Origin of the sequence: uncultured Winogradskyella sp. (assembly GCF_947498005.1) — a bacterium.
Lineage (GTDB): Bacteria > Bacteroidota > Bacteroidia > Flavobacteriales > Flavobacteriaceae > Winogradskyella.
In genome coordinates this window covers 358,821-385,655 of the sequence record NZ_CANMIW010000001.1, presented here as the reverse complement: position 1 = coordinate 385,655, position 26,835 = coordinate 358,821, and the positions used below count along the sequence as shown (strand labels likewise).

Here is a 26,835-nt window from a genome sequence, read left to right as displayed (position 1 = left end):
TCACATAATACTTGCTGAAGGAAAAAAAATCTACTTCTCATCAGATAATCATTTAGGTGCACCAACACCTGAAGCATCAAAACCTCGTGAAAAAAAATTTGTAGCTTGGTTAGATGAGATTAAAGAAGATGCTGCTGCTATTTTTCTACTAGGCGATTTATTTGATTTCTGGTTTGAATATAAAACAGTGGTCCCAAAAGGATTTACGCGAACTTTAGGGAAATTAGCTGAAATTACAGATTCTGGAATTCCAGTTTATTTCTTTGTAGGGAATCATGATTTATGGATGAAAGATTACTTTAAAACAGAATTAAACATTACTGTTTTTCATAAACCACAAGAATTCTCTTTTAACGATACAACCTTTTTTATTGGTCATGGTGATGGTTTAGGCCCTAAAGACAAAGGCTACAAACGCATGAAAAAGGTGTTTACTAATCCCTTTTTTAAATGGCTGTTTAGATGGATGCATCCAGATATTGGTTTAAAGATTGGGCAATACATGTCTGTAAAAAATAAAATGATTTCTGGTGATGATGATGCCAAATTTTTAGGTGAAGACAACGAGTGGTTGGCTCAATATGCCAAACGTAAACTTGAAGACAAACACAGAGATTTCTTCATTTTTGGTCATAGACATTTACCGCTTGAAATTCAACTTAACGAAACGTCTAAATACGTGAATCTTGGTGATTGGATTCAGTATTACACCTATGGTGTTTTTGACGGAACTACTTTTGAATTGAAGAAATACTAAACGACATCCTCTTTTTCGTGCTCCTCAATATCGTGTTGTAAATCTAGAGTTCTTAAAGGTTTATTCTTAAGTCCTATAACGGAAACAACAATAAGTGTTACAGTTCCGCCAAGCACAACGGCTAAAGGTGCGCCAAATAATCTGGCTGCTATTCCACTTTCTACAGCACCAAGTTCGTTAGATGACCCAACAAACATAGAATTAACAGCACCAACGCGTCCTCTCATATGGTCTGGCGTTTTTAATTGTAATATAGTTTGACGTACAACCATAGAAATTCCATCAAAAACACCAGCAAGGAATAAAGCTACAACACTAAGCCACATAAATTTTGAAGCACCAAAAACGATCATACAAAGACCAAAGCCAAAAATTGAAATCAATAATTTTTTTCCTGTGCTTTTTGCAATAGGAATGTATGTTGTAGCTAACATGGTTAAAATACTTCCTGAGGATAATGCAGCGTGTAAAATACCTAAACCTTTTGGTCCTGCATCTAATATATCTTTTGCAAAAACGGTAAAAATAGCAACAGCACCACCAAACAATACGGCAATCATATCTAAGGTTAATGCTCCTAACACCACTTTGTCATTAAACACAAAATTGAGTCCTGCTTTAAGACTCTCTTTTACGGTTTCGGTATTTCCTTGATTTAAAATTGGTTTTTTGGCAATTCCAAATACTAACAGTAAGGACAGCATAACCAATAAGAATATAATACCAAGCGTATAATGAACACCAATCCAAGCGATTAAAAATCCACCTAATAATGCTCCAAAGACACTAGCACCTTTCCAAGTACTACTGCTCCATGTTGCTGCGTTGGGATAAATTTTCTTTGGAACGAGTAATCCGATTAATGAAAATATAGTTGGGCCAAAAAACGCTCTTAAAACACCACCAAAAAACACCAAACCATAAATACTGTATAAAATAGTATTGGTTGTCCATGAGGTTTCAATTTGATTAGACGTCAACCAAAACAATCCAAAACTTATAAATGAAAACAGTGCAATACATAGTGCAAAAAGATTTCGTTTTTCTTTTTTATCAGCAATATGACCTGCAAAAGGTGCTAGAAAAAAAGCAGGTAAAAACTCGCATAGACCTATTATGGCAAGACTCAATTTGTCGTTAGTCATTGAATACACTTGCCATTCAATTACAACAAATTGCATAGACCAACCAAAAACTAAGGCAAATCTTACTAATAAAAAAATGTTGAATTCTTTAATTCTTAATGCTGCGTAAGGGTCGTTTTTTGCCAATTTTTAGTCTATTATTTTAAACGTTACACGTCTATTTTGCTGTTTTCCTTCTTCCGTATCGTTGGTTGACAAAGGTTGCGAACTTCCATAGCCAAAAGATTTTATTCTTGAAGTATTTAGACCTTGTAAAATTAAATAATCTGCCACAGCTTTTGCACGTTGCTCAGATAATTCTTTATTTCTATTTTCTATACCTGTATTGTCTGTATGGCCGTAAATTTCAACTTTAAAACTAGGATTACTTTTTAAATGTGAATATAGCTGATTAAGTTCTTCTTTTGATGCCACTAGTAATTCTGCTTTATCAATATCGAACAATACATTTTTGAACGTATAGATTTCATTGGTTTTAAGTTTTGGTTCTTTAGTTTTCTCAATTATTATTCCTTTTTCTTCTTTTACTAAGGGTTCAATAGAAATGTCGTCTATGTAGTAATAGGAAAATTGATGTTTAGCTTTAGTTGTTTTTAATATTTCCTGTAGTTCTGTCCTTTTATTATTATTAAAATTTCCTATTAAAAAATGAGTTTCATAGCCTTCAGCAATAAATTCTAGGGAAACTTTTGTCCAATTAACTCTATCATTATAAAATAATTCAGAATCAGTAGAATGTAAACGAAAACGTTTATTCGTGTGTTTTTTAGGGTTAATATTGGTTTCAGAAATGGCTTTAAAACTTTTCGTAGACAACACCAACTTCTGCTCTGTAAATAAAACTTGAATACCTTTTAGAGCATCTGTTGAATTCTCAGCTAAACTGATATAAAATGTAAGCTTATAAGCTTTGCCTTCTTCTAATAATTCACTTAACTCTCCTTGAACATATTCTCTATAGTTATCTGGTGAAAACGCATAAAAACCGGCATAAGATTTGCCGTCTTTGGGCATTTGATAACCAATGTAATTATGAGACCCAACAGCTTTGCTGCAAGTACTAAAAAAATCAGTGGATCCTAAATTTGGAATAGACCAACCTGTTACATTTCTACTGAATTGCCCAATGATTTCTGGACATCTTTCATAATCTTCAAAACTTGGATTAAGAACAAGATTTTGACTCGATGAAAGAAGACTAAAGAATATGAAAAAAGTGAAAATTAAATGTTTCATGTTTTATCAACGAATAGGTAATCTATTGTATTTTATAGTTGATAGGTCTTGAAAAGCCTTAAACGAATTTCTTAGGCTTTAATATCCTTCAACTTTAATTGTAAACTCACATTACCATTCCAGTGATTTTCGTCAATAGAATACGCTGCGCTGAATGGCCTTTTAGTTTTTATAATATCTATTTTGTCGCCTAAACCAAAACCAATACAAACAATCTTATCGTTAAAAGATTGCGTAACAGTTAACCTAATATGCTTATCATCTTCGCCAACACATTTTCCCCAACCTGTATCTTTTATGTTTTGCGACATAAAGGTTGGCGACATATTACCTGGTCCATATGGTGCAAACTGCTTTAAGATACGCATCAATTTATCATTGATTTCTCCTAATTCTATTTCTAAATCAACTTTGAGTTCTGGTGTTAGTAGTTTTGGGTCTATAGTTTCTTTTACAACACTTTCAAACTTTGCTTTAAAGGCTTCGTAGTTTTCTGGCAGTAAGGTTAAGCCTGCGGCATATTTATGACCTCCAAATTGTTCAATATGTTCTGAACATGCTTCTAATGCATTATACACATCAAATCCTTTTACAGAACGTGCAGAAGCCGCTAATTTATCGCCACTTTTTGTAAAAACTAAAGTTGGTCTGTAATACGTTTCTATTAAGCGCGAAGCAACAATACCAATTACTCCTTTGTGCCAAGTTTCGTCATAAACAACGGTTGTAAAGCCTTCTTGTTCATTATTTTCTTCAATTTGAACTAAAGCTTCTTGAGTAATGCGCTTATCGGTTTCTCTTCTATCTGTATTAAATTGGTCTATATCTACAGCATATTCTGCTGCTAGATTAAAATCAGTTTCAGTTAATAGTGTTACGGCATGGTTGCCATGTTTCATTCTTCCTGCTGCATTTATTCTTGGTGCAATGATGAAAACGACATCTGTAATGGTTAGAATATCCTTTTTAACCTCAGCAATAATGGCTTTCATTCCTGGTCTAGGATTGGTGTTTATAACCTGTAGGCCAAGATAGGCCAATGCTCTATTTTCATCTACAATAGGTACAATATCTGCACCAATTGCTGTAGCAACTAAATCTAAATATTCTACTAAATCTTCAGCTGTTTGTCCTTGGTTTACTGCTAAAGCCGTTATTAATTTAAAACCAACGCCACAGCCACATAATTCTTTAAAAGGGTAATCACAGTCGTCGCGTTTTGGATCTAAAACTGCTACAGCATCTGGAATTTTATCTCCTGGTCTATGATGATCACAGATAATAAAATCAATCCCTTTTTCTTTGGCATAAGCCACTTTATCTATGGCTTTTACACCACAATCTAATGCTATAATTAATGTAAAATCGTTATCGTCTGCAAAATCAATACCTTTATAAGACACTCCATAACCTTCGTCATAACGATCAGGAATGTAGGTGGCAACAGAATCAATTCTTGTTTTTAAATAGGAAGACATTAAGGCTACAGAGGTTGTTCCATCTACATCATAATCGCCATAAACCATTATGTTTTCTCCTGCGTCAATGGCTTTTTCAATACGAGCAACGGCAACGTCCATATCTTTCATTAAATATGGATCATGTAAATCACTAAAACTTGGCCTAAAAAATGTTTTGGCTGCTTCAAACGTATCAATGCCACGTTGCAATAGTAAAGTTGCAACAACATCATCAACACCAAGTGCTTTTTTCATTTCAGAAACTTTTACAGCTTCAGGTTTTGGTTTTAACGTCCAACGCATTATTATTAGAGAATTTTAGTGTTTAGTCATCATCACTTTCAAACAGAAAGTTAGTATAACCTAAGGTAATATTTTCTGTATGTGTAGTTGCAGCATTATAGAGACCTGCTTTTAAATAATAGCCATTAGAAATACCTGTATCATTTACCCAATCAGTTGTTGGGTCGGCTTCAAAATCCTCGTCTATAAGAACCGCTTCATCTTGCTTAACCATAATACTAACTATGCCATTGTTTTTTTCTAACGTCACATTAAGAGGAAATTGCGAATAATTGCCATTATTTACAAATGGAAAATCAACCTTACTAAACGTGGTCTCACTAGAACTTACTTCTGGATCTTTACGGATTACGGTTTCAAGTTTATCGTTATGTAATTCTAATCTAAAAAAGGGTTTATTAGAATTACCTCCTCTGTTATGTACTTGCGCAATCGTCATACCTTCTGAAGGAATGTTATAATAAATCCCTTCAAATTCCATTTTAGAATAAGATGTTAAAGGCCCTTCTGTAATTTGTTTAAGCTCGGCACGACGTCCTTTGTCTAATTGGCAAACTAAGTTTAATTCCTCCTCATCATCTTCCATGTAAAAATAAGGTTCATCAGGAAGTGCGTTGTCAAAAACGGTGTCTAAATCATCTTGATTTGTACTGCAAGGCGGACTATCACAACCACCAGTATCCCAACTGTGTTCTATAACTAAATCTTCATTAAACACAAAACGCTCATAAAGGTCTGAAGGATCATCATCATTAGGATCATCATCCGTCATACCTTGTTCATCGTCAGTTCCGTTAGATGTATTATTATCTGATGAGCAACCCATAAACAGAAAAATACATACAACTAAAATATGGCTTATTTTGTTAAGTTGTGTTATCATAATACGCATCGTTTAATTATAAATAAAGACTATCTCAAGCAATCTATGATAGGCTTCATTATTTGTTATGAAAATGTATTTCAGTCTTTACCGTTGCAAATTGTCTAAACATTTCCATTACACCACAGTATTTTTCAACGGATAAATTCACGGCACGTTCGCACTTTTTTTCATTTAAATCTGAACCATAAAAATGATAATCTACTTTCACTGTATGGTATATTTTAGGATGCTCATCTGTTAAATCGCCAGAAACTTCCATTTTAAAATCATCAATTTCTACTTTCATTTTATTTAAAGTAGATACTACGTCTAAACCTGAGCAACCTGCTAAAGAAGATAACATCATAGCTTTTGGTGCCATACCAGAACCTGTACCACCAAACTCTTCAGACGCATCCATCATTATAGAAGGCCATCTTGGGTTATCAGATTCAAACGTCATGTTTCCTCTCCAGTGTGTTGTTATTTTATCGGCCATTTTCTTTTAGTTTAAAAATTAGAACTCTTATCTTGTTCATTCAAAAATACTACTAAAAAAATAACTATGGCACTAGTAACTCCTTTGTCTGCAGAGCACGATTTAGAAACAAAAGAATTAGCAGAATTCTTTAACGAAACCCTTGGCTTTTGCCCTAATTCTGTATTAACCATGCAACGCAGACCTGCAATAAGTAAAGCATTTATTAATTTAAATAAAGCTGTAATGGCAAATGAAGGTAAAGTGACCTCAGCCTTAAAACGAATGATTGCTTGGGTAAGCAGTAATGCGACAGGTTGCAGATACTGCCAAGCCCATGCTATTAGAGCAGCAGAACGTTATGGTGCAGAGCAAGAACAATTAGATAATATTTGGGAATACCGAACACATGCTGCTTTTTCTGAAGCAGAACGTGCTGCATTAGATTTTAGTTTAGCTGCAAGTCAAGTACCAAATGCTGTTAATGCTGAAATAAAAGAGCGTTTGTACCAACATTGGGACGAAGGTGAAATTGTTGAAATGTTGGGTGTTATTTCACTATTTGGCTACCTCAACCGATGGAATGATTCTATGGGAACTAATATTGAAGAAGGTGCTGTTGAAAGTGGTGACAAATATTTAGGCAAACATGGCTTTGAGGTTGGTAAGCATAATGGTTCTCAGTATTAGATTATATTAATACACTTTAAAAGTTATTAAAACCTTGCTTCTTCATATGATGTGAAAGCAAGGTTTTCTATTGAGTACACTTTACTCATTGAAATGGCAAGTTCACTCATTCTGTATTTCTAAATATCATCTTCAAACATACATTTGAGTAAACCAACGCGCTTACTCATGTATAATACAGCCATTAAAATTTTATTTATTCTCTTATTATTACCACTTTTTAGCATTGCTCAAGAAGGTATTGTTACTGGTACTTTAACTACGGAAGACGATGGATTACCATTACCAGGCGCATCAATTATTGTTAAAGGAACGACTAATGGTGTTACAACTGACTTTGATGGTAATTACAGTATTTCATGTTTAGTTGGCGATATTCTAGTTGTTAATTACATAGGTATGACGCCAAGAGAAATTAAGGTAACAGCCAGTATGTTTGGTGCAAAAAACACCGTTTATGTTACTAGAATACCTATTAGACCGATAAACAGTGATGCTTATGCCAATGCAGTAAGTGGCATTAAAAGGGACGAATTAAAAACACCCAATATTGAAGACACTAAATACAGTTACAATACAAAAAACATCTATAATTCCTTGTTGCGTATTAAGGCTATTGATATAAAACCTAATGCTGTTAATCTAACCTATTTTAATCCTGATATATATTTTGAAATTGCTTTAAACTCTGCTTTAAGTTTTCAATTTGTAAAGGATAATAACTTACCTGACTTACAAACAAAATTTAGTCAAGGTGCATCGCAAAATGGCGAACTTACCTTCTTAGGACCAGAAACTGGTAACTATTTTTCTTATGGTCCGGAATTAGCACAACTAGAATTTGATGGTTCTGACTACAATTTTGATTCAAATGGACAATTTGTTGCTTTAGGTAACGGAAATGGCCAAAAAGCGAAATCTTATAAGAACTCTGTTTTTAATACAGCTATAAAAAGATCTCAAAATTTAAACCTTAATGTAGAGTCTGAAAATTGGAGTACCAATCTTAACTACACTAACAAAATTTCTAAAGACATTTTTGGACGTCAACGTACCAAAACAGATGAGCTAATGTTAAGCTTTAAAACTACAAAGCACAGAACAGGTAAACTAAACTGGGACACTTTTGTTAAATATGGAAAACGCAATAATAACCAACCAAACATCAATGGTTTTACCAATAATCTGCTTTTAAACGCTTTGGTAACACCTACAAGTTTTAGCAATTATCAAGGCAGTTTGTTGCCAAACAATACCCAACGAAGTTTTAGTCCTTCAAGTTATAATAATCCTGAATGGCTTTTTAATAATCATAAGAATTACGATGATAATGATTTATATGTAATTAGTCTTCAAAATGAAATTGAGCCTAGTGATAATTTCAAAATTCGAAGTCATATAAATTATAAAACTACCAAGAACGAACAAAGCTTTGGAGCTGTTGCTAACACAATAGGTTTTGAAAACGGCTATTTAAGTAAAAAACATATTAATAGAAACACATTTAACGCAACTCTATTACTAGATTACGAGATAGATCTAGGAGAATTTAACCTAAATCTAAATTCTGTTACAACCTATAGCCATCAAAATCTTAAGTATCAATTTAAAGAATCTGAAGGATTTAGTGAATTTTCATTTTCAAATCCAAGTAACACAACCGAAGTAAACAATTCGCTTTTTCAAAATATTTTAAGACTGAAACAATTTGTAGAATTTTCGCATTCTCATGGTACTAAGTTGAGTTTTAGTAATGATTCTTATGTATCATCAATACAAGGAAATAAGTTGTTTTTACCAACATCTATTTTAAGCGTAGATGTATTAGACCTTATTCATATTTATGATTTTCGATACATCTATTTAAGCGCAAGCAGTGCTTTTGATGTTAGCGGATTACCTTTATTCTACACTAATCAAAGCCACAATAGTTTAGGGTTATCGCCTTCTGAAAGTTTAACTTATACCAGCAATACAGACCTGTTTACAAATAAAAGTATAGAACTAGAAAATAACCACGATTATGCATTTAATGCCGAAATTGGGTTCTACGCTTTGGGTATCAACTGGGATTTTGAAGCCAGTTACTTTGGCTCTCTAACAGAAGGTAGTGTGTTTCCTGTTTTGGAAAATAACAATTTTTCGCTTAAAAACATTGCTGATATTAGTAATAAAGGTTTTGAATTCAATCTTGAATTTTATAAATATTTCGATGAATTAAAGTGGATTCCTAGACTACAATTTTTTACAAATAACACGGAAGTAAAAAAATTATATGATACACAAACACGAGTTCCTATCGATGGTTTTAATTCCGTTTCAAAAAACCTAATTGTTGGCGAATCTGCAGGTGTAATTGTAGGCACAGCATACCAAAGAGACGAACAAAATAATATTGTTATTGATGCTAATGGTTATCCTATTGTTGATGCTGAACAACAAATTATTGGTGATCCTACACCAGATTTCACACTCGGATTTTCTAACGCATTACACTGGAAAAAACTAAAATTAAATCTAGTATTCAACTACCAAAAAGGAGGTGATGTTTGGAATGGCACACAAAACGTGCTCAACTATTTTGGTGTATCTCAGCAGTCTGCAGACCAAAGATCCATCACAAACTATATTTTTAACGGTATTACAGAGCAAGGTACACCTAACACAACAACGGTAGATTTTTATAATGCAGCAAATGGTATTGAAAACAACCGTTTTGTAAGGTATGGATTTGATGGTGTTGCAGAAACAGCTATAGAAGACGCTAGTTTTTTCAACATTAAAACAATCGAACTTTCTTATGATTTCGTAAAAGAATATGATTCCTTTTTTAGACAATTTGAAGTCGGATTGTATGCTACAAATTTATTAACGATAACCAAATATAAAGGCGCTACGCCGTTTTCAAGTCTTTTTGATACTAACTCTGGCAATAACCTCAACTTTTTTAATACACCTATAATTTCTGAAGTTGGGTTTAGAGCAAAACTTAAAATATAGTAACGATGAAATATATAAAACAACATATCAAAATTCTAACATTAATAGTTTGCATTGGTATATCCTTTTTATCATTTAAAGCTTACAAAGCCATTAATAATCCATTAGAAAAAATCTATACACAAACCGATAGACCCTTCTACTTCCCAAGTGAAACCATTTGGTTTAAGTCTTATGTGGTTGGCACAGATCATACCATTTCAACCTTAAGTGATATTATGCATGCAGAACTTATTTCGCCAAAAGGTGCGGTTGTAAAATCATTAATATTAAGCATAAACCAAGGTTATGCCTATGGCGACTTTGATATTGATAAAAATTGGGTTGGTGGAATCTACACGCTTAAATGTTACACCAACTGGATGAATAATTTTGGCGACGATGCCTTTTTTACTAAAAAAATTACAGTACAAAAAGTTGTAAAACCGAATCTCCTGATGCGTTTAAAATTTGAAAAAGAAGGCTATGGGAAATCGGCTAAGGTTATCTCTAATTTTGAAGTAAAAGATTTAAAAAATAATCCTCTAGCTCATACTAACATTACATACACAGTTAGTGTAAAAGGAAAAATAATAATTACCAAATCTGACATTACAGACCAAAAAGGGCAACTTAAACCAACGTTTACGCTACCTGAAAATTTAGAATCCTCAGATGTTGTTTTAAATGTATTAGTTGATTATAAAGGCACAACAGAATCTATCTCTAGAGCTGTACCAGTTGTTCTAAATACCTTAGACTTACAATTTTTACCTGAAAGTGGAAAAATAATAGCAGGTACTTTAAACAAAGTTGCTTTTAAAGCACTTAATGAATTTGGAAAACCTGTAGATGTAAAAGGAAATATATTAGACGAGAATAATGTTGTAGTTTCAAATTTTGAAAGTTTTCACGATGGTATGGGAAGTTTTAATTTTAATCCTAAAAAGAGTGCAACTTATTTTGCTCAACTCACAGAACCATTTATCTCTGATGAATTAATTCCACTTCCAAAAATTCACAACAATGGTGCACGGTTTTCTGTAATTACAGATAGTCTTTTGACTCAGGTTCATCTATTCTCAACCTATTCTACAAATTTATTTCTTGAAGTTTCTAATGCCAATGGTTCGCTTACAAAGAAGAAAATTTCTAACCATCAAAATCTGGTTTTAAACACTGAAGATTTTCCAATAGGAATTACAAAATTCAGCATTAAAAACGAGTTTAATAGCATCTTTGCAGAACGCTTGGTGTTCATCAATTCGCACAAGCAATTACACATTGATCTTACTTTAGATAAAGAAACTTACAATACGAGAGAAAAAGCTAAGCTTACAATTAAAACCTATGATAGTAACAATAAGCCAATTCCTGCAAACTTATCTCTAGCCATTGCAGATCATAATTTACTCTCATTTGCAGATGATAAACAAGATCATATTTTGTCTTATCTACTATTGTCTTCAGAATTAAAAGGAAAGATTCATAAACCTAATTTTTACCTCAATCCTAATGAAGTAAAATCAAAGAAAGCTTTAGATTATTTAATGTTAACTCATGGTTGGCGAACGTATATTGATCAACCAAAAATCACTTTAGACAATGCCGAATTTTTACCCGAACAAAGCGCTATTCAATCTGGCATTGTACTTAACAAAAAAGGAAAACCAACAGCTGCCAATTTATTACTTTTTGATGATAATGGAACTAAGGTACTCGTTTTTAAAACTGCAGAAGATGGGTCTTTCAATTTTAAATATCAGAAAAACCGGAGTCTAACTTTATTAGCTTATAAAGACAATGGAGAAAGCTTAGTCATAAAAAAAACAACTCTAAAAAAAGGCAATTACGGCAATGAAACTGAAAATAATAACACAGAAAACAAGGATGGTTTTAAAGCGTTTATAAAAAACGAAAAATTATTAAAGAAACCTATAAAACAAAAAGCCATAGCGCATATTGGTTTAGAACAAGACGATAGTAGCCTAGAAGAAGTTGTGGTCGTTGCTTATGGTACAATGAAAAGGAGCCAATTATCTGGTGCTATTGCACATATTAATGCGGAACAATTTGACACCAATAATTCTGTTATTAATGTATTATCAGGTAAGGTTGCTGGTGTAAATATAGTAAATGGAAGTGGTCAACCAGGAAATTCACCGACAGTGAGAATAAGAGGTTTCGGATCACTATCGGGAAACAATGAACCATTAATTGTTATTGATGGCGTTCCTTATGAGGAGTCGGTTTTTGCAGATTTAGACTCTAACCAAGTTTCTTCCGTTACAGTTTTAAAAGATGCTGCAGCAACCTCGTTATATGGCAGTAGAGGCGCTTATGGAGTCATCGTTATTTCCACAAAAGATGGGCTAAGTTATGGTCGTAAAAAGAGATTAAACAACCATAAATATAATAACTACGCAGTGCATCAATTCTATAATTTCAATACAATATACACCCATACGCCAAACACCTTTTACATGCCAAAATACGAAGGCACAGCACTACCTGAAGAACGTACAGACTTTAGGCAAACCATATATTGGAATCCAGTTGTACAAACAAATGCTGAAGGTTTGGCTGAACTAGAGTTTTATAATTCTGATGCCATTACATCTTTTAAAATTACAGCTGAAGGTATTGGATTCAATGGACTTGTTGGTAAACAAGATAAATTATATGCGACCAAAAAAATGTTGAATGTAGATTTTAAAGCACCAAATTATATGGTTTTAAATGACATCATTTCATTACCAATTACCATTTCTAATGACACCGAAAAAACACTAGAAACTAAACTAGAAATTAGACTTCCTAAACATTTAAAATTAGTAGAATCTTTTAAAGATAGCGTAACTATTAAAAGCCATAGTGCTGTTACAAAAAACATTAAAGTTATTCCTATTGAAAAAGGTGAAGCTGTTGAGATTACCATAAGAACAATATCTGAAAATTATAAAGATGTGGTAAAAAAACAAGCCACCATTTTAAGTCCTTACTTTCCAACTGAATTATCTTTATCTGATTCAAAATCTCAAAGTTTTGAGTTTCAACTTAATCATGTGGTTGAAAACTCGCTCTCTGCAGAATTTAATATTTATACTGATGTGATTGGTGATGTAATGAATGGTATAGAAGCATTAATTCGCGAGCCTCATGGCTGTTTTGAACAAACATCTTCATCTACATATCCTAATATTATGGTATTAAAATATTTGAAAGAATCAGGAAAAAGTAATCCAGAAATTGAAGCCAAAGCAATGGATTTTATCAAAAAAGGATACAAACGACTCATTAGTTTTGAAACCTCAGAAGGTGGTTTTGAATGGTTTGGTAACACACCTCCTCACGAAACTTTAACCGCTTACGGCATTTTAGAATTCACAGAAATGAAAGCCATTTACAAAGATGTAGATCAAAAAATGATTGATAGAACTGTACAATGGTTACTTAGCAGAAAAGATGGAAAAGGTGGATTTAAGAAAAGTGAAAAGGGTTATGATAGTTTTGCGAGTTCACCGTCTGATGTTGCAAATGCGTATATCATTTACGCATTAAGCGAAGCAAAAATCGAAGCAGATCTTTCTGTAGAATATACAACAGCTTTCAATGATGCTATTAAAAGTAATGACACCTATAAAATGGCATTATTGGCTATGACGAGTTATAACCTCAACAAAACTGAAAATGCTCAAGTCTTAATTGAAAAAATTAAAAACAATATAGAAGATAATGGCTTTGAAAAATTGCCTGTAGAAAACACCATTACAAGATCTTATGGCAACTCAAAAAATATTGAAACCACAGCGCTAACTTTATTAGCATTGATGCGAGAAGCTACAACGGCAGACATTTTAATTACAAAAGGTATTGATTATTTGGTTAAGCAAAGACAGTATAACCGTTTTGGCTCTACACAAGCCACTGCAATGGCCTTAAAAGCACTAATTAATTATACTAAGATGCAAAATCAAAAAATGATCAATGAAAATGATAGCATTACCTTATTGATTAATGGAAAATCATTAAAAAGAAAACTAGAAATAACAACAGATGGAAAAATTACCATCCAAAATATTGAACATTATTTAACAACTGGTAAACAAAACATAGCCGTTAAATTTAACAATCCTAAAACTGAATTTCCATACAGTATAAACCTTACTTGGGACAGCACATTACCTAACAGTTCTGACCAATGTCCTTTACAACTTAAAACTACAATCTTGGAAAACGACTATGCGGTTGGTGACAATGTAAGTTTCTCAATTAACGTGACCAACACAAAAGCAGAACCACTCACTATGACAACAGCTATTATTGGGATTCCCTCTGGTACAACGGCACAACCTTGGCAACTAAAAAAGTTATTAGAAGAACATAAAGCAGCATACTACGAAGTTTTTGATAACTATTTAGTGTTTTACTGGCGCGAATTTAGAGCCTCAGAAACCAAAAATATAAGACTAGATCTAAAAGCAGATATTGCTGGCAATTACCAAGCTCCTGCAAGTACTGTTTATCTGTATTATGGCGACGAGAACAAAACTTGGATTTCTGGGAATGAATTACAGATTGCTGACTAAATAGTTTTATCATTCCTGCGAAGGCAGGAATCTAAATTGATAAACGTTTAAATTGCTTCGCTATTAAATAAATTAGATTAAAACCTTACTAGAAATAGTGAGGTTTATTTAATTATGCCACACACAAAAGGGACAGTTTTACAATATGGTAAAATTGTCCCCTTTTTATTTTAAAAAAATCAACCAACATTCGATTCATCTTTAAAAATTATTTGAACCAAAACCACACAAACAACTGTTTAACAGATATTTAATTCCATGTTTTTACTGTCCTTTTTTTTTAATAGTGTCAATAGTACCTTGCAAACGAAATCATAGTTAATTGTAAACATGTGTTATAATTTAGCTTAAATAAACTATCAATGGAAATATTTAAATTCACAATCGTATTTATAACCTTAATAATTAGTGTCTGTTTCGTAATATTTCTAATATGGGTTCTTATAATGGTTCGTGAACTAAGAGATACACCTAATCAGAAGATTGAAGCATTAGGTAATTTTTTTAGTAAGATTCCTGTGGAAAGGTTCTTCAATCTACCATCAAAGAAAAACGTAAAAAAGAAATATAAAGACTAGTATATTATGCATTATTCCCAATAACTGGATAAGTCAAAATTCTTTACCGCTTCAATAATTCTTCTATCTTCTTCTGCAACTCATCCACAACCAACTCCTCAAACCAAGGATTCTTACTTCGCCAAAAACGATTCGTAGGCGATGGATGCGGAATCGGAAAATATTTGGGCAAATAGTCCTTGTAATCGCCAACACGCTCTGTCAAGTTTTTTTTATCTTTTAAATAATACTTCTGTGCATAAGCGCCAATTAAAATAATTAACTCAACATTTGGCATTTTTTCTAATAATGGCGTATGCCATTGTGGAGCACATTCTGGTCTTGGTGGTAAATCTCCTGTTTTTCCTTTTCCAGGATAGCAAAATCCCATAGGTATAATGGCAAAATTTTCTGTGTTGTAGAATTGCTCGTCTGTGACATTAAGCCATTGTCTTAATTTTTTCCCACTTTGGTCATCCCAAGGAATTCCGGAATTGTGAACTTTTGTTCCAGGTGCTTGGCCAATTATTACAATTTTAGATTTAATATGAGCGGTAGCAACTGGTCTTGGACCTAATGGTAAATGTGCTTTGCAAATAGTGCATTGGCTTATGTTATGAAGTAAATCTTCCAAAGGAAATAAATTTAATTAGATCCTGAAATAAATTCAGGATGACAACGAATTACCTCTTTTTTAGTGGGAATTGTTTAAAGCTTAAGCCTTCAAAACCTGAAATCATGAAATTTCTAATGTTTTGGTGTCCTGTTCCGTTTGGTTCTTTTAAAACATCTTCAAAATAATAACTTCCAAAACAAGCCAAGGTTTCTTTTTTGGTTAAATTCTGGTCTTTTGCAAAAGCAAATAACTTACAAGAACCTGAGTTTTGACCTTCGTCATTTTCTAGTGTTCCATTAGTAAAAGCACTTGGTGTAAACACATAATTTTCTTCTATTACTGTCATTGTTTCAGAAAAATCCGTTGACTCTAAATTAGACTTCAATTTATTTATAAATTCGTTTAAAATCATATTATTTGCTTTTTCCTCCTACAATTATAACTATTTCACCTTTTGGCGGTTTGTTAGTGTAATGTTCTAAAACTTCTTTTGCCGTTCCTCGTATAGTCTCTTCGTAAAGTTTAGTTATTTCTCTAGACACAGAAACTGGTCGGTCTTCTCCAAAATATTCACAGAAATGCCCTAAGGTCTTCACCAACTTGTGTGGACTTTCGTAAAAAATCATGGTTCTGGTTTCTTCAGCGAGTAGTAAAAAACGTGTTTGCCTCCCTTTTTTAACCGGCAGAAATCCTTCAAAAACAAACTTATCATTGGGTAAACCACTATTTACTAAAGCTGGTACAAAAGCTGTTGCACCCGGCAAACAATCTACTTCAATATTGTTTTCAACGCATGCTCTTACTAATAAAAATCCAGGATCTGAAATAGCTGGTGTGCCAGCATCACTAATAACTGCAATGGTTAAACCAGCTTTTAATTTTTCAATTAAATGATTAACCGTTTTATGCTCATTGTGCATATGATGGCTTTGCATCTGTGTAGTGATTTCAAAATGCTTTAAAAGTTTCCCTGAAGTTCTGGTGTCTTCAGCCAAAATTAAATCCACGTCTTTTAGAACCTCAACAGCTCTAAAAGTAATGTCTTTTAAATTTCCTATTGGTGTTGGGACAAGGTAGAGTTTGCTCATCTAATAAATTTGTTAACTAAATTTCCCTTCTACCAACTCCATAAAACGCGTTTCAAATTCCTCTTTTCCTGCCCAATTATTATAGTCTGGTTTAACCATATCTAATATTAATTGTTTTGTTTCATCTAAAGAATGCATCGTGTTAATCTGAGAAATCACACGATCATAATCTTCATTTTTACCATCAAACAAATGTTTAATAAATGCCAACTTATCATTGAGACCAATATTAAGTCGTTTCCCTTTTAACTTATCATTTAATGATTTCTTAGCAGAATCTGCCTCTCGTTTTTTAGCGTCTTCAATGGGTTCAAATTCTGGGATTTCTTCAAAACCAGAAGTAATGTTTTCAAATTCAACAGATGTTGACGTTTTTATATCATTTGGTAACGCTTTTTCTAATAGTGCATCTTCAGGTTCAGATTCTTTTGGCATATGTTCAAACATATCCTTTATTTTGGTCATCACAGGTTCCATAATGCCATCATCTTCAACCTCATCTACATTAACATAGGTTCTGTCTTCAACTTCTATATTATCACTTACCTTATTATTAAAAGCGGTATCTAACATGTCAAAAAACGAAGAGTCGTTACCAATGGTTGGCATATTCTCTTCAAAATTTTCTTGAGCAAATTTTAAAACCGTTAACTTTTCATAAAGCTGAGAAACTTCCGCATGCAATTGATCTACATCCTCTCTTCCTTTTAATTTTAGAATCCTATGTGCAATGCTAACTAATTCTGATTCTAATTTCTTTTTCATCTTTTCGTAAGTTTTACTTTTGATTTTTAATAAATTTGCGAGACCTTTATAAAAATCGAAGACGCACTTCGATTTAGTGCTAAAATTACAAAATGTTTCTCGAAAATACAGTAAATCAGAAAGAACAATTTGGGTGGATTGAAGTCATCTGCGGATCGATGTTCTCTGGCAAGACCGAAGAATTAATTAGACGACTTAAGCGCGCACAATTTGCAAAACAAAAGGTTGAAATTTTTAAACCTGCTGTAGATGTGCGTTATGATGAAGAAATGGTGGTTTCTCATGATGCCAATGAAATACGCTCAACACCTGTACCTGCTGCTGCTAATATTCCTATTTTAGCAGACGGCTGTGATGTGGTTGGTATTGACGAAGCTCAATTTTTTGATGATGAAATTGTTAGAATTTGTAATGATTTAGCCAATAAAGGCATTAGAGTTATTGTCGCTGGTTTAGATATGGATTTTAAGGGGAATCCTTTTGGTCCAATGCCAAATCTTATGGCAACTGCTGAGTATGTTACTAAAGTGCATGCGGTTTGTACCAAAACAGGGAATTTAGCACAATACAGTTACAGAAAAGCATTAAGTGATGATTTAGTTTTACTTGGCGAAGTAGACGAATATGAACCTTTAAGTAGAGCAGCTTACTATAAAAGTATGCAACGCGATAAACTTAGACAACTTAAGGTAAATGATGCGGAAGAAATAGATTCTAAAGACCAAGCAAAAGATGTCTAAAGCCTTAGAAACTGTTCTTGAAATTGATTTAAGTGCGCTTACTCATAACTTCAAATACTTAAAGTCTAAACTACAGCCGCAAACCAAATTTTTAGCAGTAGTAAAAGCATTTGCTTATGGAAGCGATTCCGTAGAAGTAGCAAAACACCTCGAAAAACTAAACGTAGATTATTTTGCCGTGGCTTATGTAAAGGAAGGTGTTGCACTTAGAGATGCAGGTATTGAAACGCCAATATTAGTGCTTCATCCACAATCTATAAATTTTAAAACGCTTATTGAGAGCTGTTTAGAGCCTAGCATTTATAGTACACATGTTTTAGATGAATTTATTAAAGTGGCAGAAGCACAAACTCAAAGTAATTATCCAATTCACTTAAAATTTAATACAGGTTTAAATCGCCTTGGGTTTAAAGAGAGTGATATTGAAACAATCGTAGCTAAACTCAAAAAAACAGTATCCATAAAAGCAACTTCTTTATTTTCTCACTTGGCAGCAAGTGAGGATCCCAAAGAAGAAGACTTTACAACGCTTCAAATTAACAGGTTTAAAACTATCGCAAATTTATTTGAAAAAACATCTGGCTTAACACCTTGGTTGCATTTATGTAATACCTCTGGCATTATTAATTATACTGAAGCCCATTTAGATATGGTAAGATCTGGTATAGGACTATATGGTTTTGGCAATTCTGCAGAAGAAGACAAAAAACTTAAACCTATTGCGAGTTTAAAATCCGTAATTTCTCAAATTCATAGTATTGAAAAAGATGAAACCGTAGGTTACAACAGAGCTTACACTTCTATTGGTACAGAACGTACAGCAACCATACCAATTGGCCATGCAGATGGCATTAATCGAATTTATGGTAATGAAAATGGCTATGTAATTATTAACAACAAAGAAGCGCCAATTTTAGGAAATGTCTGTATGGACATGATAATGGTTAATGTTACCAACATAGATTGTAAAGAAGGTGATGAAGTCATAATTTTTAACGCAGACTATAAAGCAAGCAGCTTATCTAATTCTGCAAAAACCATTTCTTACGAAATTATAACCTCTGTTTCTCAGCGTGTTAAACGCGTTTTTTTAAGGTAATTTCACATTTTTTTAACATGTTGTGACTTTTTCTGCTAACTTTGTGTCTCAACTAACACATTAACTAACTATTAAAAAACATTAAATTATGTTAAAAGAATTTAAGAATTTTATCATGACAGGCAACGTTGTAGAATTTGCAGTTGCTGTTATCATGGCTGGTGCAATTGGAGGCGTTGTTACAGGATTTGTAAACAATATCGTAATGCCAGTTGTAGGTCACTTTTCTGGTGGTATGGACTTCGCAGATAAGAAAATCATTTTAGATGAGGCAATCGTTGATGCTGCAGGTGCAGTTACAACTCCTGAAAACGCAATAATGTGGGGAAGTTGGATCAATACAATCATCAACTTATTAATTGTAGGTTTAGTTATGTTCTTTATTGTTAAGGCATATAACAAAACTAAAGCACCAGTTGAAGAGCCAGCTCCAGCAGGACCTTCTGAGCTTGACATCTTAAAAGAAATCAGAGATTCATTAAAAAAATAAAAGACGTATAGCGTCATCGCTACACTCATATTTTTTAATTAAACCCAGACTAAAAAGTCTGGGTTTTTCTGTTTTTAGACTTTTTATTGCTAAACCAATAATTTAAACGCCTTATTTTTATCACATTTTTAAGACTATTTACAAGGTGTTACTTGAAGAAATACTCTAATTTTGAGACCTTTGAAAAACAACAATTATTAAATTCGTAAATCTCACTTATTAAAATCATTCTTGCCATTAAAGATGGTAAAATTGCGAATAATACGTGAATCTCTTATTAACAATAAATAAATACAAATGAAAGTAGCTATCGTAGGTGCAACAGGCTTAGTAGGAAATGTAATGCTTAACGTTTTAGAAGAACGTAATTTCCCTGTAGATGAATTATTATTAGTCGCTTCTGAGCGTTCAGTAGGTAAAAAAATAAAATTCAAAGGAAAAGATATCTCTGTAATTAGTATTCCTTCTGCTATTGAGGCAAAACCAGATATTGCATTGTTTTCTGCAGGTGGATCTACATCATTAGAATGGGCTCCTAAATTTGCCGAAGTTGGTACAACTGTTATTGATAATTCTTCTGCTTGGAGAATGGACCAAACCAAAAAATTGGTGGTTCCAGAAATTAATGCAACGGAGTTAACTAAAGCAGACAAAATTATTGCTAACCCAAACTGTTCTACTATTCAAATGGTAATGGCATTAGCACCATTACATTCAAAATATAAAATTAAACGAATCATTGTTTCTACATATCAATCTGTTTCAGGAACTGGTGTAAAAGCGGTTGAGCAAATGGAAAATGAAATCGTAGGAAAAGAAGGCGATATGGCTTACCCTTATCCTATTCATAAAAACGCAATTCCACATTGTGATGTTTTTGAAGATAATGGTTACACCAAAGAAGAAATGAAATTGGTTAATGAAACTCAAAAAATATTAGGTGATCGTTCAATCGCTGTTACTGCAACTGCGGTAAGAATACCAACGGCTGGTGGACATAGTGAAGCTATAAATGTAGAGTTTGAAAACGAGTACGATGTTGCTGACGTTAGAGCACTTCTAAATGATACAGATGGTATAACTGTTCAAGATAATTTAGAAACAAATACATACCCAATGCCAATGTATGCTCATGGAAAAGATGATGTCTTTGTTGGACGAATTAGACGTGATGGCTCTCAACCAAATGCCCTTAATCTGTGGGTTGTTAGTGACAACCTTAGAAAAGGAGCTGCTACAAACACTGTACAGATAGCAGAATTTCTTGTAAAGAATGAATTAGTATAAGAAAGGTTATTAATTAATTGAAACTCAAAATAGCGATAAATTCGTGTGTTTCAACTAATTATTTAATTACTTTGTTATAATTGTTTTTATATTGCACTCCCCTTTTACCTTTAATATTTTCGTCTTTAGGCCCTAACCTGAAGACGAAAATATTATATTTGAAATAATGAACCATTTATTTCAATAAAACCTAATTTATGAAAAAATTACTCCTAGTTGCTTTAGCACTATGTACTGTTGTTTCATGTAAAAACGAAACCGAAAACGTGAAACCAATTTCTATAGATTATCCAGAGACTAATAACGTAAATGTTGTTGATACTTTATTTGGAGAAGCCATTGTAGATCCTTATCGCTGGTTAGAAGACGATAAGAGTAAAGAAACTGAGGATTGGGTAAAAGCTCAAAATAGTGTAACTTTTGGTTACTTAGACAATATTCCTTACCGAGAAGAGCTAAAAGAAAGACTTACCAAGCTATGGAATTACGAAAAAATTGGCTCACCTTTTAAAGAAGGAGATTATACTTATTTCTACAAAAATGATGGTTTACAAAACCAATATGTTATTTATAGATATAAAACCAACGCAGATCCTAGTACAGCAGAAGTATTTTTAGACCCAAACACCTTTAAAGAAGATGGTACAATATCTTTAGGAGGTACAAGTTTTTCTAAAGACGGAAAAACATTGGCTTATGCTATTTCTGAAGGTGGAAGTGATTGGCGTAAGGTTTTAATAATGAATACAGAAACTAAAGAAATCATTGAAGATACTTTAGTTGATATAAAATTTAGTGGTATGTCTTGGTATAAAAACGAAGGCTTTTACTACTCTAGTTACGACAAACCTATTGGTAGTGCGTTATCTGCAAAAACAGATCAGCACAAAGTTTACTACCATAAGCTTGGAACAAAACAATCAAAAGATCAATTAATTTTTGGTGGTACACCTGAAGAAAAACACAGATATATTTATGGTGGTGTAACTGAGGATGATCATTATTTAGTGATTTCTCCTCGTGTTTCAACTTCTGGAAATAAACTCTATATAAAAGACTTAACCAAAACAAATGCACCATTAATTGAAATTTTAGGGCACACAGATTCAGATACTAATATTATTGAAAATGTAGGTTCTAAACTTTATATAATGACAAACTTAGGAGCTCCAAATGAAAAAATAGTTACTGTTGATGCGTCTAATCCAACACCAGAAAATTGGGTAGATTTTATTCCTGAAACCGAAAACGTATTAAGTCCATCAACTGGTGGTGGTTACTTTTTTGCAAATTATATGGTTAATGCAGTTTCTAAAGTATTGCAATATGATTACGATGGTAAATTAGTAAGAGAAATAGAATTACCTGGTGTAGGAAGTGCTGGAGGATTTGGAGCAAAGAAAAAAGATGCAGAGCTATATTATTCGTTTACAAACTATGTAACGCCTGGAAGCATTTACAAATATAATATTGAAAAAGGGACTTCAGAATTGTTCAGAAAACCAGACATCGATTTTAATCCGGAAAATTACACGAGCAAACAGATTTTTTATAAGTCTAAGGATGGTACAAAAGTACCAATGATTATAACACATAAAAAAGGCCTTGAACTTAATGGTAAAAACCCAACCATTCTTTATGGTTATGGTGGATTTAATGTGAGCTTAACTCCAAGCTTTAGTATTGCTAATGCCGTTTGGATGGAACAAGGTGGTATCTATGCAGTGCCTAATTTAAGAGGTGGTGGAGAATATGGAAAAGCTTGGCATGATGCAGGTACTAAACTTCAAAAACAAAATGTGTTTGATGATTTTATAGCAGCAGCTGAATATTTAATTTCAGAAAATTATACGTCTTCAGATTATTTGGCAATTAGAGGAGGCTCAAATGGTGGCTTATTAGTTGGCGCTACAATGACACAGCGTCCAGATTTAATGAAAGTTGCATTGCCAGCTGTAGGTGTTTTAGATATGCTTCGTTATCACACATTTACTGCAGGAGCAGGTTGGGCTTATGATTATGGAACTGCTGAAGACAGCAAAGAAATGTTTGACTATCTCAAGGGCTATTCACCAGTACATAATGTAAAAGAAGGTGTAAAATATCCGGCAACAATGGTAACTACAGGAGATCATGACGATCGTGTAGTACCAGCACACAGTTTTAAATTTGCTGCAGAATTACAAAGTAAACAAGCAGGAAACAACCCAACTCTTATAAGAATTGAAACCGATGCTGGTCATGGTGCGGGCACACCTGTTAGCAAAATTATTGAACAGTATGCAGATATCTATGGATTTACACTTTACAATATGGGATACGAAGTGTTGCCAACTAAAACAGAAGAAAAAGTAAAAGGGTAATATTAACTAGCTATTAATTAAAACAGGGTCATTGTCACTTAAACCACTTCATAAACAACTCAAAGAAAAGAAAATAAAGTTTCTTTTTACGGATTATTACGATACTATCCTACATAGAAAAGTACATCCAAATTACACACAGCGTATTTGGGCGAAACTTATGATTAAGGAGATGGGATTGTCTGCCTCTATAGATGAGCTTTACTTTACTAGACAGGCATCAGTAAAATATTTAATAAAAAAACTTAGTCTTGAAGATGTTGAAATTCCGTACAAGGCCTTACAAAACGAAATTTGTAAGCGTTTAATTAATGCAGATATTATTTCTATACATGAAAAAGAGGAATTTCTATCGCTTTTTGAAGCTGCAGATGTTAGGGCAGAATCTAGTGTACAGTATTTAAATCAAGATGTTTTAGATACATTGAAGTATTTTAAATCTAATGGTGGTAAAGTAATATTGGTTTCAGATTTTTATGGTTCTAAAACTTTATTTGAAAAGCTATTGTCCTATCATGGCATTTTAGATTTGTTTGACCATGTTTACAGTTCAGCAGAATTAGAAAAAAGTAAACACAAAGGAACAATCTACGAACCTATATTATCAGAATTATCTATTGATGCCAATGAGGTAATGATGATTGGTGACAATTTAAGAAGTGATTATACTAATGCGGTTAAAAATGGACTTAACGCTTATCAACTTCCACATAAAAAATATCTAAAAAAGAATAAACGTAACAACTTTGGCAACGATAAAAAACGTCTAAATAACATTGTAAATAAGGTTTACAAAAAAGCCCAAAACAGTGCGTCAATTCCTTACACGGAATATATAATGCATTATCATACGTTTGTTGAACGAATGTATGAAACTGCTAAAAAGCAAAATTTAAAAGACTTATTCTTTCTATCACGAGAAGGACAATATCTTAAAAAACTTTTTGATTCTTACCAAGACTATACGTTGCTAGATGAAAGTAAAAAAATAAATACCCATTACTTAAAAATATCGAGACAAGCATCACTTCAAATAGCGCTAAAAGAACTTGAAGTTGAAAATTTTGGATATTTAAGAAAGAAATATTACAACCTTTCGTTAGAGGATTTTCTGTTTACAATTAATTGCCCGGAAGACTTAACCGCTCAAATTATTTCTGAATTAAAACTTGACGGGAAAAATGTTATTGAACAGTTTTTTAAGTCTTCATGTTTTGAAAATTTAAAACTAAACGAAACCTTCATTACATATTATAATACCCATAGAAAAGAAAGTCATGAAGCTTTTAACGCGTATATCAATTCTTTTAATTCTGATATAGAAACTAACGGAATTGCACTTGTAGATATTGGTTGGGGCGGAACGATGCAAGAATCCATTTATAAGTTTTTTGAAGGTAAAATTCCAGTAACAGGATATTATCTCGGACTTGGAGAGATTTATGATATTCAACCAGATACTAAACGTTATGGTTTAAACTTTTCATTACTTCCATTTGTTGATTATAATGATCGTATTTTAATGGCAAACATGCAGTTATACGAGCAATTCTCAGCTGCTGACCATGGAAGTGCGTTAGGTTATAGATTAGATGAAGACAACTATTCTTTTGAATATCATAAACCAGAAGAAAAATGGCTGTATGACAATCATATAAAGGCACATCAGGAAGAGATGCTAAAGCTTCATAAAACACTTTTACCAACCTTAGAGCCTTTGTGTTATAGTCAAGAAGAAATGCAAGATGCTATTTCTAAAATGGCATTAAAAGTAGGCTTGCTTCAAAAAACTAAGAAAATTAAGTTCTTAAAAACGTTAAGTCATGGTTTTTATCAAAATGTTGGAGACAACAAAGTCGGTATTACCTACCGACCACCAAAAATTAAAAGTCCGGTAAAAAGTATTATTAGTTTTTTAATGACACCCGAAAAATATTTTAGGTACTTAGTAAAACTAAAACCATTACTGTATAGCAAAAGTAAGATCGTCGCTTTTTTTGCACCTATGTATTTAATTTATCTCTATTTTAGATTTAATAAATATCTTAGATTTAAAGTTTTAAACCGTTTCTTTCTTCTGAAATATAATGTGTTTAAATAAACCTTTAATTAGTACTTAATTTTCAATTTTTTGATTTAATAATTAAAAATTCGCTAGAAAAAGCTTAGGTTTAGTTTCTATTTACACTTTTAATGGTAGGATATTTATATATTCAACTGTCTCATTAATGTTGTAAACAACAGCGAATGAAAAAAAATTACTATTTCTTATTGCTTATTGTATTGTTAGTATGCTCTTGCGAAAAAGACGATGGTTTATCTCCAATTGATAACCCTTCTATCGTTCATTTCGATTTGGAGAATATGCCTTATCAATCTCTTTCAGAATATCAATTTTTTCTAAATGAATTAAAAAATCTTGAGCCTTCACCTGGTGTTATTCCATATACTTTAAATTCATCTTTATTTAGTAATTACGCTCAAAAAAAGCGTTTTTTATGGATGCCTAATAACAGCAAAGCATCTTATATCGCTGATGATCAAAATTTACAGTTTCCGGTTGGCGCTATTTTAATCAAAAACTTTTATTACAACAACGTTTTGCCCGAGAACAACACTCAGATTATTGAGACGCGATTAATGATTAAAAAACAAGAAGGTTGGATTTTTGCAAATTATAAATGGAACACAGCGCAAACTGAAGCCATTTTAGACATGGATGGAAGCACAATAGATGTACAATGGCTGCTAGACAATGAGGTACAATCTGTTCAATACAGAATTCCATCTGGCCCAGAATGCCATACCTGCCATAAAGTATTAGAAACACCTAAACCTATAGGTCCAAAACCAAGAAACTTAAATTTAAGTTACAACTATAGCGATGGTTCTTCAAATCAATTAGATAAATTAGTAGATCTTGGTTACTTAGAAAATACATTGCCTAATATTATAGACAAATTACCAAACTATAACGATAGTGATGAAACATTAGAACTACGTGTGAGAGCATACGTAGATGTTAACTGTGCTCATTGTCATTCCGAAGAAACACATTGCGCATACAGACCCTTACGATTTGATTTTTCTGATACACACAACCCAACAAATTTAGGTGTTTGTGTAGAAGCAGATACAGATCTTGGTTTTGACTTAGGTCATATTGTAGAATCTGGAGATGCAAGAAATTCGGTATTATATTATAGAATAAGTTCTGTAGAACCCTCAGACAGAATGCCACTTTTAGCGCGTTCTTTTGTTCATAAGGAAGGTGCAGAATTAATTGAAGAATGGATTAACACTTTAAACTCTAACTGCAACTAAAAAC

20 protein-coding genes are annotated in these 26,835 nt (G+C 32.8%); 11 read left to right on the top strand and 9 right to left on the bottom strand.

Annotated elements, in window-relative coordinates; genetic code table 11:
• Positions 1-4: 4 nt before the first annotated feature.
• Positions 5-757 carry a UDP-2,3-diacylglucosamine diphosphatase gene (locus tag Q0891_RS01715; protein ID WP_299098760.1) on the top strand — a complete coding sequence of 251 codons (753 nt, stop codon included), beginning with the start codon at positions 5-7 and terminating at the stop codon, positions 755-757.
• Here the strand turns inward: Q0891_RS01715 and Q0891_RS01710 are convergent.
• From Q0891_RS01710 to Q0891_RS01690, 5 genes are all read right to left on the bottom strand, one after another.
• Positions 754-2,028, bottom strand: a complete 1,275-nt coding sequence (locus tag Q0891_RS01710) for an MFS transporter (RefSeq protein WP_299098333.1) — start codon at positions 2,026-2,028, stop codon at positions 754-756. The genes Q0891_RS01715 and Q0891_RS01710 overlap by 4 nt on opposite strands.
• Positions 2,029-2,031: 3 nt before the next feature.
• A complete protein-coding gene (locus Q0891_RS01705) occupies positions 2,032-3,138 on the bottom strand; it encodes an OmpA family protein (RefSeq protein ID WP_299098332.1) in 1,107 nt (368 codons plus the stop codon).
• Between the two features lie 71 nt (positions 3,139-3,209).
• Positions 3,210-4,901: a single-stranded-DNA-specific exonuclease RecJ gene (recJ, locus tag Q0891_RS01700; protein ID WP_299098331.1), complete on the bottom strand. Its 1,692-nt coding sequence runs from the start codon at positions 4,899-4,901 to the stop codon at positions 3,210-3,212.
• Between the two features lie 22 nt (positions 4,902-4,923).
• Complete coding sequence (locus Q0891_RS01695) at positions 4,924-5,784, bottom strand: polysaccharide lyase family 7 protein (RefSeq protein WP_299098330.1); 861 nt, start codon at positions 5,782-5,784, stop codon at positions 4,924-4,926.
• A gap of 58 nt (positions 5,785-5,842) precedes the next feature.
• A complete protein-coding gene (locus Q0891_RS01690) occupies positions 5,843-6,265 on the bottom strand; it encodes an OsmC family protein (RefSeq protein WP_299098329.1) in 423 nt (140 codons plus the stop codon).
• Between the two features lie 66 nt (positions 6,266-6,331).
• Here Q0891_RS01690 and Q0891_RS01685 point away from each other — a divergent pair, with 66 nt between their 5' ends.
• From Q0891_RS01685 to Q0891_RS01675, 3 genes are all read left to right on the top strand, one after another.
• Complete coding sequence (locus Q0891_RS01685; RefSeq protein ID WP_299098328.1) at positions 6,332-6,934, top strand: carboxymuconolactone decarboxylase family protein; 603 nt, start codon at positions 6,332-6,334, stop codon at positions 6,932-6,934.
• Positions 6,935-7,078: 144 nt separating this feature from the next.
• Positions 7,079-9,934: a carboxypeptidase-like regulatory domain-containing protein gene (locus Q0891_RS01680; RefSeq protein ID WP_299098327.1), complete on the top strand. Its 2,856-nt coding sequence runs from the start codon at positions 7,079-7,081 to the stop codon at positions 9,932-9,934.
• Between the two features lie 5 nt (positions 9,935-9,939).
• The gene (locus Q0891_RS01675) at positions 9,940-14,502 is read left to right on the top strand and encodes a TonB-dependent receptor plug domain-containing protein (RefSeq protein WP_299098326.1); all 4,563 of its coding nucleotides are present in this window, start codon (positions 9,940-9,942) and stop codon (positions 14,500-14,502) included.
• A gap of 621 nt (positions 14,503-15,123) precedes the next feature.
• Here Q0891_RS01675 and Q0891_RS01670 read toward each other — a convergent pair.
• The 4 genes from Q0891_RS01670 to Q0891_RS01655 are packed head-to-tail and all read right to left on the bottom strand — an operon-like array spanning position 15,124 to position 17,528.
• The gene (locus tag Q0891_RS01670) at positions 15,124-15,693 is read right to left on the bottom strand and encodes a uracil-DNA glycosylase family protein (protein WP_299098325.1); all 570 of its coding nucleotides are present in this window, start codon (positions 15,691-15,693) and stop codon (positions 15,124-15,126) included.
• 49 nt (positions 15,694-15,742) lie between these two features.
• Positions 15,743-16,087, bottom strand: a complete 345-nt coding sequence (locus Q0891_RS01665) for a HopJ type III effector protein (protein ID WP_299098324.1) — start codon at positions 16,085-16,087, stop codon at positions 15,743-15,745.
• 1 nt (position 16,088) lies between these two features.
• Entirely contained in the window at positions 16,089-16,763 is a 675-nt protein-coding gene (gene rsmI / locus Q0891_RS01660; RefSeq protein ID WP_299098323.1) for a 16S rRNA (cytidine(1402)-2'-O)-methyltransferase, read from the bottom strand.
• A gap of 12 nt (positions 16,764-16,775) precedes the next feature.
• On the bottom strand, positions 16,776-17,528 hold the full coding sequence (locus Q0891_RS01655; RefSeq protein ID WP_299098322.1) for a hypothetical protein: 753 nt from the start codon (positions 17,526-17,528) through the stop codon (positions 16,776-16,778).
• Between the two features lie 92 nt (positions 17,529-17,620).
• Here Q0891_RS01655 and Q0891_RS01650 point away from each other — a divergent pair, with 92 nt between their 5' ends.
• The 7 genes from Q0891_RS01650 to Q0891_RS01620 all read left to right on the top strand — a co-directional run bounded on the left by Q0891_RS01650 (position 17,621) and on the right by Q0891_RS01620 (position 26,831).
• The gene (locus Q0891_RS01650; protein WP_299098321.1) at positions 17,621-18,268 is read left to right on the top strand and encodes a thymidine kinase; all 648 of its coding nucleotides are present in this window, start codon (positions 17,621-17,623) and stop codon (positions 18,266-18,268) included.
• On the top strand, positions 18,261-19,367 hold the full coding sequence (alr, locus tag Q0891_RS01645; protein ID WP_299098320.1) for an alanine racemase: 1,107 nt from the start codon (positions 18,261-18,263) through the stop codon (positions 19,365-19,367). Before Q0891_RS01650 ends, alr begins: the two co-directional genes overlap by 8 nt.
• 88 nt (positions 19,368-19,455) lie before the next feature.
• Positions 19,456-19,857, top strand: a complete 402-nt coding sequence (gene mscL, locus Q0891_RS01640; RefSeq protein WP_299098319.1) for a large conductance mechanosensitive channel protein MscL — start codon at positions 19,456-19,458, stop codon at positions 19,855-19,857.
• Positions 19,858-20,154: 297 nt separating this feature from the next.
• Complete coding sequence (locus tag Q0891_RS01635) at positions 20,155-21,144, top strand: aspartate-semialdehyde dehydrogenase (RefSeq protein WP_299098318.1); 990 nt, start codon at positions 20,155-20,157, stop codon at positions 21,142-21,144.
• Between the two features lie 197 nt (positions 21,145-21,341).
• Positions 21,342-23,507, top strand: coding sequence for a prolyl oligopeptidase family serine peptidase (locus Q0891_RS01630; protein WP_299098317.1), 2,166 nt, complete (start codon positions 21,342-21,344; stop codon positions 23,505-23,507).
• A 31-nt stretch (positions 23,508-23,538) separates the two neighbouring features.
• Positions 23,539-25,608 carry an HAD family hydrolase gene (locus Q0891_RS01625; protein ID WP_299098316.1) on the top strand — a complete coding sequence of 690 codons (2,070 nt, stop codon included), beginning with the start codon at positions 23,539-23,541 and terminating at the stop codon, positions 25,606-25,608.
• Between the two features lie 146 nt (positions 25,609-25,754).
• Complete coding sequence (locus Q0891_RS01620; protein WP_299098315.1) at positions 25,755-26,831, top strand: hypothetical protein; 1,077 nt, start codon at positions 25,755-25,757, stop codon at positions 26,829-26,831.
• Positions 26,832-26,835 lie beyond the last annotated feature (4 nt).

What these genes read in the sequence shown, in the direction of transcription:
- Q0891_RS01705 (WP_299098332.1), bottom strand. Translation starts at nt 3,138, where the DNA reads ATGAAACATTTAATTTTCACTTTTTTCATATTCTTTAGTCTTCTTTCA.
- recJ (WP_299098331.1), bottom strand. Translation starts at nt 4,901, where the DNA reads ATGCGTTGGACGTTAAAACCAAAACCTGAAGCTGTAAAAGTTTCTGAA.
- Q0891_RS01695 (WP_299098330.1), bottom strand. Translation starts at nt 5,784, where the DNA reads ATGATAACACAACTTAACAAAATAAGCCATATTTTAGTTGTATGTATT.
- Q0891_RS01690 (WP_299098329.1), bottom strand. Translation starts at nt 6,265, where the DNA reads ATGGCCGATAAAATAACAACACACTGGAGAGGAAACATGACGTTTGAA.
- Q0891_RS01685 (WP_299098328.1), top strand. Translation starts at nt 6,332, where the DNA reads ATGGCACTAGTAACTCCTTTGTCTGCAGAGCACGATTTAGAAACAAAA.
- Q0891_RS01675 (WP_299098326.1), top strand. Translation starts at nt 9,940, where the DNA reads ATGAAATATATAAAACAACATATCAAAATTCTAACATTAATAGTTTGC.
- Q0891_RS01665 (WP_299098324.1), bottom strand. Translation starts at nt 16,087, where the DNA reads ATGATTTTAAACGAATTTATAAATAAATTGAAGTCTAATTTAGAGTCA.
- rsmI (WP_299098323.1), bottom strand. Translation starts at nt 16,763, where the DNA reads ATGAGCAAACTCTACCTTGTCCCAACACCAATAGGAAATTTAAAAGAC.
- Q0891_RS01655 (WP_299098322.1), bottom strand. Translation starts at nt 17,528, where the DNA reads ATGAAAAAGAAATTAGAATCAGAATTAGTTAGCATTGCACATAGGATT.
- Q0891_RS01650 (WP_299098321.1), top strand. Translation starts at nt 17,621, where the DNA reads ATGTTTCTCGAAAATACAGTAAATCAGAAAGAACAATTTGGGTGGATT.
- alr (WP_299098320.1), top strand. Translation starts at nt 18,261, where the DNA reads ATGTCTAAAGCCTTAGAAACTGTTCTTGAAATTGATTTAAGTGCGCTT.
- mscL (WP_299098319.1), top strand. Translation starts at nt 19,456, where the DNA reads ATGTTAAAAGAATTTAAGAATTTTATCATGACAGGCAACGTTGTAGAA.
- Q0891_RS01635 (WP_299098318.1), top strand. Translation starts at nt 20,155, where the DNA reads ATGAAAGTAGCTATCGTAGGTGCAACAGGCTTAGTAGGAAATGTAATG.
- Q0891_RS01630 (WP_299098317.1), top strand. Translation starts at nt 21,342, where the DNA reads ATGAAAAAATTACTCCTAGTTGCTTTAGCACTATGTACTGTTGTTTCA.
- Q0891_RS01620 (WP_299098315.1), top strand. Translation starts at nt 25,755, where the DNA reads ATGAAAAAAAATTACTATTTCTTATTGCTTATTGTATTGTTAGTATGC.